We start from the raw sequence: 13143 nt of genomic DNA, 5'->3' as shown, positions 1-13143 counted from the left end.
GATATCCGCCATCGCGCACGTGGTGCTGCCGCCAGAGCGCGCAACCGCCGGGTGGGCTGCATAGACGGCCACACGAGTACCGCGAGTGCGACCAGCACTAGGGCCATGACACACCCCTAGAGGTGAGCAGGGCGGTAAGAGCCGGGCGATCGGTCCAGGCTCCGCTGCGCCAAGCAGTCCGTGTTGTGACAGTGGTGTGGGTTCGAGCTAGTAGGGCGATCTCGCTAAGAGTTGGAGTGGGGTCGCGGCGCATGTGGAGGACCAAGTGGACAGCGGCGGAAAGCTGACTGTGCAGAGCAGGCCTGTCGAGCCCACCTAGCGCGGCTAGTGCCTCTAGCCGCGCAGGCAACTCTTGTGGTGAGTTGGCGTGAACGGTGCCAGCGCCGCCGTCATGGCCTGTGTTGAGGGACGTAAGAAGGTCGATCACCTCTGGGCCGCGGACCTCACCGACGATGATGCGGTCGGGGCGCATGCGCAGGCCTTGGCGGACCAGGTCGCGAAGGGTGATCTCGCCAGCGCCCTCGATGTTGGGTGGGCGGCTGACCAAACGGATGAACTGCGGGTGGTCGGGGTGGAGCTCGCCCGCGTCTTCGACACAGATGATGCGTTCACGACTGGGGACAGCGGCGAGCAGAGCGGCCAAGAGGGTCGACTTACCCGCGCCGGTGCCACCGGTGATGAGGAAGGACAGCCGGGCGCTGATGATCGCGCCGAGCAGTTGGTGGATCTCCGCGTCAAAGGTGCCGAGTGCCTGGAGATCAGCCAGCCGGTGATTCGCGGGCCGGAGGACGCGCAACGAGATGCAGGTGTGTTCGGCGATCGGCGGGAGAACGGCGTGCAACCGCACCTGCCCACCCGGCAACCAACCGTCCACATGGGGCTGTGCGTCGTCGAGGCGCCGTCCGGCCGCTGTGGCCAGCCGTTGAGCCAAGCGGCGGACGGCGTCTTCGTCGGAGAAGCGGACGCCCGTTCGGTGCAACCCGGCCGCGCCATCGACCCAGACCTGATCGGGCGCGGTCACCAACACGTCGGTGGTACCGCTGTCTCGCAGCAACGGCTCAAGCGGTCCAGCACCAACGAACTCCTGCCGCAGCAGGGTAAGCGCTGACAGGACATCCGCGTCTCCTACGACACCGACCTCAGCTCTTACGGCGTCGGCAACCGCTGCGGGCGACGCATCGATTCCTCCGCCAACCAACCGGCGCCGGACCCGGTCCACCAAGTCAACGGTCATGACCGACGCCCGCCTTTAGTGCACGCAGAACGGTGTTACTAGCCCGGAATAGTGAGCCACGCAAGGGAAAGACGCCTCCGTTGAGGCGGGCCGGTAGACCCGGGTCGCGACGGTATGTAGCCAGTAGAGGTAGATCTACCGCCCTGGCGATGTCTGTTGGACGGAGGTGCGGTGCGCTACGAACAACCAGGGACGGGTGGATACCTTGAGAAGCAAGGTATTTGGTCAAACGACGAGTCGCTGCGGCGGCACGGAGCTCGGCAGGGACGACAACAACCGTTAGATCTGCCCGATCGAAGACTGCCCGACTTGTGGGATCCGGCGTGCGCGGCAGGTCGCAAACCACTGTCTCCCCAGCCCGTTTGCCTGCCTCCATCACCGCGATGACCGCATCTGACGACGGCCCATCGCCTTCTCTCGCACCAGACAGCAGCGTCAGCCGGGATTTGCCCTTGGTCCTACCGGGCAGGGACGCGTGCAGGCTGGACACCGGCACCCGCCCCGAACGCAACCGGACGTCCGGCCACCGCAACCCCGGCTCGCCTTCCGCGCCCAGCAACAGATCCAGCCCACCACCGAGCGGGTCGCAGTCGACGAGCAGTGCGTTGGTGCCGGTCCCAACAGCGGCGAGGGCGACAGCGGTGGCGAAAACCGACGCTCCCGCACCGCCCTGACCACCGAGGACAGCGAGCACGCGGCCCTCGGTCCCCGCTGGGGCCTCGGTCGCGTCGGCCAGCGCGGCGGCCAACCACGGTTCGTCCTCCGGCAGCGAGACGACCTGCTCGACACCGAGGCGGACCGCGTGTTCCCAACAGCCCGGCGGTGGTGTGCCCGCGACGACCAGCACGACCCCGCCGCGTCTGGGCAGGCCCGCTTCGGCGCAGGTGACCAGCGCACGGTCGTCCAGCAGGATCAACGGCGCGCTCGGCCAGCGGGCCCGCACATCGGCCAGTCGGCCAGCCTGGTCGGGCTCGGTCCCAGCGGCGGCGCACAGCCGCAGCACGTGCTCGAGCACGGGGTCCGCGCGCAGCCAGGCAGTCGGTCGGTTCACAGCTCCTCCTCGTCGTTCACCGGGGCTGTGACCAGAATCTGGTGAAACTGGGAAGGACCGAAAGAGGCCAGGTCAGACTGTGGATGGTCGACCGCGTTGTGGATAACTGGCAGTTGTCGGGCGGGTCGCGGCGGCAGACTGTCGGTGGCCTAGGGCAAGCTGGAGGGGGCTGCCTCACCCGGAAATGGGACGACCCCCGCCAGGGGGGAGGGGCGGGGGTCGTCAACGGGTTCAGCCCCGGGGGGTCGGACTGAACCGGCCCGGCTCGAAGGCCGGGTAGCCATACTGTATCCCCTCGACGCCACTCGATGGCCACATACGGCAGAAGACACCCTGCCGAGTTCGGACTTGTCCCGTCCGTGACCGGTAACCGCGAGCGCGACCACCGCTCAGCCGAGTGTCCACGTGCGCTTTCCACGGCATCGGGCGACATCCGGGCAACCAGCCACCGGTGGCCGCGTCCCCCGCCCGCGGCCGCACGGCTCCTATGCTGGCCCGGTGAGCGACTCCGGCGCGCAGGCAGCGCCCCAGCCCGGCCGGGTGGCGGCCTTCTTCGACCTCGACAAGACGGTGATCGCCAAGTCGAGCGCGTTGGCCTTCAGCAGGCCGTTCTTCCAGGGTGGCCTGATCAACCGGCGCGGCGTGCTCAAGAGCGCCTACGCGCAGTTCGTGTTCGCCTCCTCCGGCGCGGACGCCGACCAGGTCGAGCGGATGCGCGCGCACCTGACCGCGTTGTGCGAGGGCTGGGACGTCGAGCAGGTCCGGTCCATCGTGGAGGAGACGCTGCACGACATCGTCGACCCGCTCGTCTACGCGGAGGCGGCCGAACTGGTCGCCGCGCACAAGGCCGACGGGCACGACGTGGTGGTGGTGTCGGCCTCCGGCGAGGAGATCGTCACCCCGATCGCGCTGATGATCGGGGCGACGCACAGCGTCGGCACCAGGATGGTCGCCGTGGACGGCCGCTACACCGGCGAGATCGACTTCTACTGCTACGGCCCCAACAAGGCGACCGCGATCCGCGAGCTCGCCGACCGCAACGGCTACGACCTCGCGGCCAGCCACGCCTACTCCGATTCCAGCACCGACCTGCCGATGCTGGAGGCGGTCGGCAAGCCGTCGGTGGTCAACCCGGACCGGGGGCTGCGCAAACTGGCGGGCGAGCGGGAGTGGCCGGTGCTCACCTTCACCAAGCCGGTGTCGCTGCGCTCGCGCTTGCACGCGCCGTCCGGGACGGCCGTCGCGGTGACCGCGATCGGGCTCGGCGCGGTGGCCACCGCGGGTGCCGCTTGGTACGGACTGCACCGGCGACGGCGGAAGTGATCAGTTTCCCGGGTCGCACAAGGGATGTCACCCGCACCGACCGGGGGAGGTCGCGCAGCCTACGCGCACCGGGCGTCGCGGTCGACGCTTGCGCCGACCTTGACCGGTGCACACGAAAGTGCCCTTGAAGTGACCTTCCTCACTGGGTAGAAAGGGTGGTGCGGACCCCGGTTCGGCCAGGGGCGGAGCGAAGAGAAGCTCCGATCCACCCCGAGCGGGCTCCGTGCGCGAACACCGGAGCACCCACGCGCAGCACGCCGCGGGAGGCATGTCGTCAAGGGACTGCGTACCGGGACGCCGGACGCCGAGGCCAGGTAGGTACGACTTCAGTTGCACGCTTGGTAAACCGAGTGATTCGCGCCGCGACTTTGGGCGGTCCCGCTCCACGTGAGCGGGACCGCCCAAATCGTTTCCACACGTTGACCACCGCTCCCGGCTGTGGGTAACTTCACCGTGGTAACCCTGCTTGTGGTGAAGAACTCACGACTCGGGAGACGGCAGTGCCCACTCGCGCCCTCCGCTGGTCGCTCACCGCAGTCGCCGCGGCCTGCACCTGCGCCGCCACTGCCCTCACCATCCCCCTGGTCGTCACGCCCGCGTCCACCGCGGCGCCCGAGGACGGCGCCACCACCCCGCCCCGGCCCCAGCTGGGCCAGGAGGCCCTGATGGCCACCTGGGTGGACACGCGGATGCGGCGGATGACGCTGGAGCAGAAGGTCGGGCAGCTGTTCGTGGCGACCGTCTGGGGCAAGTCGGCGGCCGAGGTCCACCCGACCAACCGGCAGCGCTACGGCGTCGACACCCCTGCCGAGGTCGTGCAGCGCTACCAGGTCGGTGGCGTCATCTACTTCAACAACTCGGGTACGGACAACGTCGACAGCCCGCTCCAGCTCGCTGCGTTCTCCAACGGTCTGCAGCGGGCCGCGCTCAACGCCGCGCCCAACCTGCCGCTGATCGTGTCCATAGACCAAGAGGGCGGGAACGTCACCAGGGTGCCTGCGCCCGCGACAGAGTTCCCAAGCTCGATGGCTATAGGCGCGGGACGTAGTGCGGCCGACGCGCGGACGCTGGCGAGCGTGAACGCCAACGAGTTGCGTGCGATGGGCGTCAATCAGAACTTCGCGCCGGTGGCCGACGTGAACTCCAACGCCCGCAACCCGGTGATCGGCGCCCGGTCCTTCTCGGCACGCCCAGACCTGGCAGCCGACATGGTGACCGCGCAGGTGCGGGGCTACCAGGCCAGCGGCAAGCCTGCCGACACGGTGTCAGCGTCGGCCAAGCACTTCCCAGGCCATGGTGATGCCGCGACTGACAGCCACACCGGCCTGCCCGCGATCACCCGGACCGCGCAGCAGTGGCGTGCGGTAGATCTACCGCCGTTCCGGGCCGCCATCGAAGCGGGCGTCGACTCGATAATGACGGCGCACATCCAGTTCCCCAGTTTGGACCCGTCAGGCGTACCTGCCACGGTGTCGCGGCCGATCATCACCGGGCTGCTGCGGGACGAGCTCGGCTTCGGTGGCGTCATCGTCACCGACTCCCTTGGGATGCAGGGCGTGCGCGAGATGTTCGGCGACGCGGAGATCCCGGTGCTGGCGCTAGAGGCCGGTGTCGACCAGTTGCTGATGCCACCTGATCTAGCTCTGGCAAGGGAATCGGTGCTTGCCGCTGTCCGCGCAGGCAGGCTTACCGAGAGCCGGATCGATGAGAGCGTGCGACGGATCCTGACACTGAAGTGGAAGCGCGGGATCGTGTCGCAGCCACTGGTGGATGAACGCACGGTCGGCCGTCTCGTGGGCGCGCCGCAGCACAAGGCGGCGATCCAGCGACTGACGGACCGGACGGTGACGGTCCTCGCGAACGACGGGACGCTGCCCCTGCGCGCCGCGCCGGGGCGGGTTCTGGTGACCGGCGTGGGCGACCCGTCGAACCCGGACAACTCCCCCAACACGCTGGCAGCCACGATCGGCACGCGCGGTTCGACCGCGACCTCGATCCCGACCGGGACCCGCCCGGCCAAGGCCCTGGTCGACCAGGCCGTCGCGGCGGCCAAGGACACCAACCTCGTGGTGGTGTTGACCAACAACCTGGCAGCCAACACCGAGCAGCAGACATTGGTCGCGGAGTTGGTGCGAACCGGGGTTCCGGTCGTTGCGGTGGCGACTCAGGCGCCTTACGACCCGGGGTTCGCTGCCGCGCCGAACTGGGTAGCGACCTACTCGTGGCGGGCTGTGTCTCTTGAGTCCCTCGCCCGGGTCTTGTTCGGGGAAGTCTCCCCGCGCGGGAAGCTGCCGGTGGACGTCTACCTACAAAACGACCCGGCGTTGCCGCTGTATCCCTATAACCACGGCCTGACCTGGTAGCGCGATGGACAGGCGACAGTTCCTCGCAGCGTCGACCCTGTCTGTTCCTCTTATCTCCACTCCCACGAGCCTCTCGAAACCCACGCCGGTGCTCCCTGGCGCAGATGTTCTTGCCGACCAACGGTGGGACCGCCTGCGCGGTCACCGGGTAGGGGTGGTGGCGAACCCGACGGCAGTTACCAGGGACGGCACGCACATCGTGGATGCCATGGTTGCCGCTGACATGCGGCCTACGGCGGTGTTCGGCCCAGAACACGGCTTCCGGGGCACTGCCCAGGCCGGCGGCTCTGAAGGTGACTACCTGGATCCGCGCACCGGCATCCCGGTCTACGACTCTTACGGCAAGACCCCAGAACAACTGGCAGGCCAGTTCGCCAAGGCAGGCGTCGACCTCATCGGGTTCGACATCGCGGACGTCGGTGCGCGGTTCTACACCTACATCTGGACGCTCTACTACGCGATGCACGCCGCCGCGCTCGTCGACGCCGGGTTCCTGGTGCTTGACCGGCCCAACCCGATCGGCGGTGACGCTTCCGGCCCGGTCTTGGACCCTGCGTACGCCTCGGCTATCGGCCGCAAGCCGATCGCCCAGCGGCACGGCATGACCGTCGGCGAACTGGCAGGGCTATTCGACGGGGAGTATTTGACCGGCGACGCGGGCAAGCGCTTGCGGGCCCTGGACGTGGTGCGGGTGCGCGGCTGGCGGCGGGACCACCTCCACGCGTCAACCGGCCTGACCTGGGTGCTGCCGAGCCCGAACATGCCGACCGACACGACCGCCCTGGTCTACCCGGGCACCGGCCTGTTCGAGGGGACCGTCCTGTCCGAGGGCAGGGGCACGACCCGCCCGTTCGAGATCATCGGCGCTCCCGGCATCGACTGGCGGTGGGTCGAGGCCGTGGGCGCGGTGCACGGCGCGCGGCTGCGGGAGGCCTACTTCCAACCGACGTTCGGCAAGTTCACCGGCCTGGTGTGCGGAGGCGTGCAGGTCCACATCACCGACCCCCGCCGATTCGACGCGATAGGCACCGCCGTGGCGATGATCGTCGCAGCCCGGCAGGTCTACCCGGAGGTGTTTGCCTGGCGGGCGGACAACTACATCGACAAGCTCTCGGGATCCGATCGACTGCGGCAGATGGTGTCCGCGGGGGCGAGCGCAGGCGAGGTCATCGGGGCGTGGGAGCCGGAGATCGCGGGCTTCCGGCGACTGCGCCGCCCCTACCTGCTGTATCAGTAGTGAGGAGAACAGGCGGTGTTCGTGCAGCTAGGAGCGGCTATGGCGGTCTTGGCGGTCACGACGGGAGGCGCGGCGGTAGGGCCACAGGGCCGGTTCGACGTCCCTATGCCCGGGTTCTCCCCACCAACGACCGTTCTGCACGTAGGTAGCCCTGAGTCGGCCGGTCTAGACCCCGCCCCCATCGCGGAGGCTAAGACCACGATCGCCAACAGCCCCCTCTTCCCAGGCGCTGTGTCCCTACTCGCCCACGACGGTGTCACCGTCGATCTGACTGCGACCGGTAAGGCTGTCCGGTACGCAGATGCCACTGCCGAACTGCCCAGCGACCAACAAGTGCCCATGCGGCCGGACACCATCTTCGACGTGGCGTCGGTGAGCAAACTGTTCACCTCTATCGCCGTCCTAGGGCTGGTCGAGGACGGCAAGGTCGCCGTGGACGAGCGAGTGGCGTCTTATCTGCCGGAGTTCGGTGTCAACGGCAAAGAGACGATCACCGTCAAACAGCTGCTGACCCACACATCGGGTCTAGAGCCGTTCATCCCTCTCTGGAGCGACTGGCCAGACAAGCCGGCCCGGATCAAGGCAGTCATGGACCGCGCGCCGGCAGCGCCACCGGGAAGCGTCTATACCTACTCCGACCTGAACCTCATCACCCTCGGGGTGCTGGTCGAGCGACTTAGCGGTGAACCGTTGGACGTAGTGGTCGCCAAAAGGATCACCACGCCGTTAGGGCTAACGGACACCGGGTACAACCCCTCGGCTGACAAGCGAGGCAGGATCGCCGCCACCGAGTTCCAGACAGCGCCCGTCCGCGGGATGGTCCGGGGCGAGGTCCATGACGAGAACGCTTGGTCGCTCGGCGGGGTTGCCGGGCACGCGGGCATCTTCTCCACGGCCAAGGACCTCGCCGTCTTGGGGCAGACGATCCTCAACGGCGGCATCTACAGGGGCAAGCGCATCCTGCGGGAGGCCACCGTCCGGGAAATGTTGACCAACCACAACGCCGCCTACCCGGGTAACGCCCACGGGCTCGGCTTCGAGCTCGACCAGCGCTGGTACATGGGCGGCCTCTCCGGCCCCCGAACCGCCGGGCACACCGGCTACACCGGCACCTCGCTCGTGCTCGACCCGGCGTCCCGGTCCATCGCGATCCGGCTGACCAACCGGGTGCACCCCGTGCGCACCAACGGTTCGATCAACTCCGCGCGGGAGACCTTGGCGACCGCGCTGGCCCGAGCACTCGCTGTGCGACCGCGCCAGGGTCCAACGGCCTGGTACACCGCCACCGGTGGCGCGACACTGCTCACTCCCCCGCTCGCCGCGCGCGGCGAGGTGACCGTCCGGTTCGACGTGTTCGTCGACACTGATCCGAACGACGGCCTCTTACTCGAGGCGGGGTCGGGCGAGACGTGGCGAGCGGTGCCCGTGCGGGCCTCGGGACCGGGCGCACCCGCGGGGGAAGTAGCCGCTTTGTCCGGTTCTGGGCACCGCAGTTGGTGGACAGTCAACGCAATCGCCCCGGTCGGGGCGCATGTGACATTTCGGTGGCGGTATGTCACAGACAGTCGCTACACCGGGCGAGGGGTCACGATTGATCGAATTCTCGTCACTCAGAGTGGTCGAAACCTACTCAACGGTGAGAAACAACCCCACTTGATACGCCCGCTCGGGTGGGCAGCCAAAACTCGTTGACCTTTGGGTGCTAACAATCCGCGTTCGTCCAGCGATGCGGTGAGCAAGCCCCCACCAGGGGCGACGACCGGTACGGACACATTTGGGTAGCGTTGCCGCCAGATGTCATGCACCGCCTTGTACTACCTTGTAACTGTTAGTAAGTTTCCCACGTGAGTGCGAGTCAAATGACAGCAGAACACAGCGAGTCAAGCCCACTGGTCCGCATTCGCTCGCTCCTGCCCGGCCTAGCCCGTGCGGAGCAGCGGGTGGCCAAGGTCGTGCTCGACAGCCCGTCCACCGTGGCGCGGCGCAGCATCACCGAGGTAGCCGAGGCCGCAGGCACCAGCGAGACAACCGTGACCCGGTTCTGCAAGGCGATCGGCGTCGGGGGCTACCCCGAGCTGCGGATCGCGCTTGCCGCCGACACGGCTCGCACCGCCGCGCGCGCCGACCGGGACCTCGGCGGTGAGATCGAGTCCGACGACGACCTGAAGACCGTCGTCGGCAAGGTCACCTTCGCCGACGCCCGAGCAGTCGAGGAGACAGCCGAGCAGCTGGACATCGAGGTGCTCGCCAAGGTCGTCGACGCGGTCGCCACCGCGGGCCGGACCGACGTCTACGGGGTGGGCGCCAGTGCGTTCGTCGCCGCCGACCTGCAGCAGAAGCTGCACCGGATCGGCCGGGTGAGCTTCGCCTGGAACGACACGCACATCATGCTGACCTCGGCCGCGGTGCTCGGCCCCGGTGACGTGGCGGTGGCGATCTCGCACACCGGCGCCACCGCGGACACCGTCGAGGCGCTGCGCACCGCCCGCGAACACGGCGCGACCACGGTCGCGCTGACCAACTACCCGACGTCCCCGATCGCCGAGGTGGCCGACCTGGTGCTCACCACCGCGGCCAGGGAGACCACGTTCCGCTCCGGGGCGACCGCCAGCCGCATCGCGCAGCTGACCGTCGTCGACTGCCTGTTCATCGGGGTCGCCCAGCGGCACCTGGACCAGTCGATCCGGGCGCTGGACTCGACCAGGGACGCGGTCGGCACGCACCGGCTGGAGACCAGGCACGACGGGCGGCGCAAGCCGCGGGAGACCGGGAAATGAGACCGGGTGCGCGGGTGAACCGCTCCGGGGAGGGGGAACTGAGATGACCGTGCCACGACAGTCGGTCCACGTGGATTCCCCGACCGAGCGGCGCAACCCGCGCACCAAGGACATCGATCGGATGTGCACGCTCGAGATCCTGCGCACCATCAACTCCGAGGACCAGTTGGTGCCTACGGCCGTCGCCGCCGCTCTGCCGCAGTTGAGCAGGGCGGTGGACATGGCCACCGAGGCGCTACAAGCAGGCCACCGCGTGCATTACGTCGGCGCGGGGACGTCCGGTCGGTTGGCGACCTTGGACGCTGCAGAGCTGATGCCCACCTACAACGTCCCCGACGACTGGTTCTTGGTCCACCACGCAGGTGGCCCTACCGCCCTGCGGGAAGCCGTCGAGGGTGCAGAAGACGATGAGCTTGCCGGGGCGGCCGAGATGCGTCGCGATGCCCGGCCCGGCGACTTCGTGCTAGGCCTAACTGCCTCTGGCCGCACCCCTTATGTGTTGGGGGCGCTCGCGGAGGCCCACCGGATCGGCGCAGCGACCGCGCTGGTGTCCAACAACCCCGATGCCGCTCGCGCACCCGGCATCGACCTGGTGATCGCTGTGGACACCGGCCCGGAAGCCATCTCCGGGTCGACCCGGATGAAGGCGGGCACCGCGCAGAAGATCCTGCTGACCACGTTCTCCACCGCCGTCATGGTCAAGATGGGTCGCACGTACTCCAACCTCATGGTCAGCATGCGCGCCACCAACGCCAAGCTGCGCGGTAGGAGCCTACGGATCTTGCGTGAGGCGACGGGTTCCGGGCAACAGGAGTGCACGGCCGCGCTACTGGCCGCGCACGGTGACCTCAAGGTGGCCATGGTGCACCTGCTGTCCGGTGTGGACATCAGGGAGGCGGCGTGGGCGCTCGCGGAGTCCAGCGGGCACGTCCGCCGAGCGCTAGGGCTTCTCGGAGCCGGGGCGCACGCGTACTGATCAGCCCGCGGCGTCGGCGATCCCGGTCGCCTCGCGCGCGCCGGCTTCGATTGCCTGGCAGCTGTACACAATCCACTCGGTGACGCCGTCAGGGTCACCGGAGGCGAATGCAGCTGCCTTGGCACGGTAGACGTTCGCCTGGCGAAGGAAAGCGACCTCAGGGACGGCGAGCCCCTTCTGGTCCAAGCCGGTGCCGATCAACGTAAGGCGAGCTGCGGCGCGGGCGACTACACCGTCGGCTGCGCCGAACGGCATAAGAGCGAGAAGTTCACCGTGGACGATCGCGGCCAAGACAGGGCCGGGCACCTTCGAACCACCGGCAACGAAACCAGCGAGCAAGTCCAGCCTGCTTGTGACTCCCAGACCGGGGCGGGGCCTGCCCAAGTGGTCACTGTGGACCAGATCAGCCGCAGCGAGGACGTGCAACCGGGCCAACGCTTGCATCGGCGCGCGCTCCCACGTCGGCAGCAGAGGCCCGAGTGCTTCACCAACTCGCAGCGCGCCAGCCAACACCGGGTCGGTTACCTCGCCGTCTTCAGGGATGTCGGCAGGGCCACCGTCCAAAACAGCAGACGCACGGGCGGCGCGGACGGAAGCCTCGGCAGCAGTAGCGGGCCAACCGCGGCGGTTCGTGGGATGCCGGTGTACCTCGGCAACCGCGTTCCGGGCCTTCTCAACAGCGTCGGCGACACCGGGCAGGTCCAACAACGGAGCCAACGGATCGGTCACGTCAGCGACACTACCGGCGGGTTCGCGGACCGCTAGCTCGGGTCCAGGGTCCGCTCGCGGTTCGTTCGGGGACCAGGTAGCGGTACCGACGGCGTGACCCGGATCTGGTTGCGACCGCCGTCCTTCGCCTTCGCCAGGGCTTGGTCGGCGTACTCCTGCAAGGTTGCTAAATCGGTCCCGTGCTCGGGCGATAACGCGATACCGCCGGAGATGGTGAAGTCACCAACCAGTTCGGTACGCCCGCCAGCCGCTTTCGTCAGCTCCACCGTCATCGCCTCGACCGCACCTCTTATGCGCTCCGCGATCGCCCACGCGTCCGCTCGGGAAGTACTAGGTAGGAGTACCGAGAACTCTTCGCCGCCCCAGCGGCACACGAGGTCGTCGCGGCGGACGCTGGTGCGTAAGACCCCCGCGAGCGCCTTAAGAACCTCGTTCGCGCCTAAATGGCCTAACCGGGAGTTGACCTGTTTGAACCGATCCAGGTCGAACATCATCACCGCGGTCGGGCGGCGGCGGGCCTGGTCGGCCACAAGCGCGAGGGTGGCGGCCGGGTTGAAACCGCGCTGGTTCGCCAAGCCCGTCAACGGGTCGTGCAGCGCGTCCACCTCCAGCCGGTCGCGTTCCACTTCCAACTGCTCAATGCGCTGCGTGTGCCGCGTATAGCCGACGACAACGACCGATAAAGCCGCAAGCAGCAGGCCATAAGCGACACCGGCGCCCCAGGCCGCGATCAAGCCGAGGCACAGCGTGATCGCCAGGTCCGCGTTCTCCTTGCGGTTGCCCAGGATCGACACCCACGACCAGTCGCCGCGCAGTCCACGCGCGATGCCGATCACCACGGTCTGCGAGAGGTAGTACACGCCGAACGCGGCCGCCACCGTGATCGTGGCCAGCAGGACCTGGTTCGGCTCGACCGACGCGCCGCGCACCCAGTTGTGCAACGGGGTCGCGGTGGCCAGCGCCTGGGCGGCCAAAGCGGACGAGGTGATGGCGAAAGTGGTGAACACGTAGCGTCCGGGCGGTTTCCGGGCGATGAAATACCGGCGCACCCGGATGACCAGGACGAGCACCACGACGAGCGGGATCGGCAGTACCAGGGCACCCGCCGCCGTCCATACCCCCGTGTGGTCGATGTGCTCACCGGCCAGATGCGCGGCCCTGCGTCGTTCTTCCGCCGGTCGGGTTGCCTCCATGTGCAGTATCGCGAACGCCGTGAGCAGCGCGAACAGCCGCAGCGAAAGGGAATCCGGCCATCCGGCCGACACCGCGCCGACCACCGCCCATGCGAAGATCGCCACCTCGGTCGCCACGATCCACGCGAAACCGGAGGTGGTCGTGTGGGCCAGGAGGTCGAGGCCCCTTATCCGGCGCGGTAGGGGGATGCCGGACAAGCGGGAGCCCCGGGGACTTGTCAGACTGGGCATTGTCCCCCTTTGCGACAGACGGGACACTT

10 protein-coding genes are annotated in these 13143 nt (G+C 68.2%); 6 read left to right on the top strand and 4 right to left on the bottom strand.

Going from position 1 to position 13143, the window contains the following annotated elements; genetic code table 11:
• Positions 1-97: 97 nt before the first annotated feature.
• Positions 98-1234: a TadA family conjugal transfer-associated ATPase gene (locus tag LV75_RS15905; RefSeq protein ID WP_253887655.1), complete on the bottom strand. Its 1137-nt coding sequence runs from the start codon at positions 1232-1234 to the stop codon at positions 98-100.
• Entirely contained in the window at positions 1224-2285 is a 1062-nt protein-coding gene (ssd, locus tag LV75_RS15900; protein ID WP_253887654.1) for a septum site-determining protein Ssd, read from the bottom strand. Before ssd ends, LV75_RS15905 begins: the two co-directional genes overlap by 11 nt.
• 498 nt (positions 2286-2783) lie before the next feature.
• On the opposite strand from ssd, the gene LV75_RS15895 reads away from it, so the two are divergent.
• The 6 genes from LV75_RS15895 (at position 2784) to LV75_RS15870 (ending at position 10961) form a co-directional block, all read left to right on the top strand.
• Positions 2784-3608 (top strand): HAD-IB family hydrolase, encoded by an 825-nt coding sequence (locus LV75_RS15895; protein WP_253887653.1) that lies wholly within the window; start codon positions 2784-2786, stop codon positions 3606-3608.
• 500 nt (positions 3609-4108) lie between these two features.
• Positions 4109-5971 carry a glycoside hydrolase family 3 protein gene (locus LV75_RS15890; RefSeq protein WP_372504181.1) on the top strand — a complete coding sequence of 621 codons (1863 nt, stop codon included), beginning with the start codon at positions 4109-4111 and terminating at the stop codon, positions 5969-5971.
• Positions 5972-5975: 4 nt separating this feature from the next.
• Entirely contained in the window at positions 5976-7208 is a 1233-nt protein-coding gene (locus tag LV75_RS15885) for an exo-beta-N-acetylmuramidase NamZ family protein (RefSeq protein WP_253887652.1), read from the top strand.
• 39 nt (positions 7209-7247) lie between these two features.
• The gene (locus tag LV75_RS15880; RefSeq protein ID WP_253887651.1) at positions 7248-8900 is read left to right on the top strand and encodes a serine hydrolase domain-containing protein; all 1653 of its coding nucleotides are present in this window, start codon (positions 7248-7250) and stop codon (positions 8898-8900) included.
• A 167-nt stretch (positions 8901-9067) separates the two neighbouring features.
• Complete coding sequence (locus LV75_RS15875; RefSeq protein ID WP_253887650.1) at positions 9068-9985, top strand: MurR/RpiR family transcriptional regulator; 918 nt, start codon at positions 9068-9070, stop codon at positions 9983-9985.
• 43 nt (positions 9986-10028) lie between these two features.
• On the top strand, positions 10029-10961 hold the full coding sequence (locus LV75_RS15870) for an N-acetylmuramic acid 6-phosphate etherase (protein WP_253887649.1): 933 nt from the start codon (positions 10029-10031) through the stop codon (positions 10959-10961).
• On the opposite strand, the gene LV75_RS15865 is transcribed toward LV75_RS15870, so the two are convergent.
• Complete coding sequence (locus LV75_RS15865) at positions 10962-11690, bottom strand: Fic family protein (RefSeq protein WP_253887648.1); 729 nt, start codon at positions 11688-11690, stop codon at positions 10962-10964.
• Positions 11691-11722: 32 nt separating this feature from the next.
• Positions 11723-13114 (bottom strand): GGDEF domain-containing protein, encoded by a 1392-nt coding sequence (locus LV75_RS15860; RefSeq protein WP_253887647.1) that lies wholly within the window; start codon positions 13112-13114, stop codon positions 11723-11725.
• Positions 13115-13143: the final 29 nt, after the last annotated feature.

The sequence above is a fragment of the Actinokineospora diospyrosa genome (assembly GCF_024171925.1).
Classification (GTDB): Bacteria; Actinomycetota; Actinomycetes; order Mycobacteriales; family Pseudonocardiaceae; genus Actinokineospora; species Actinokineospora diospyrosa.
The sequence above is the reverse complement of the archived record's forward strand: the minus strand, read 5'-3'. Positions and strand labels throughout refer to the sequence as shown.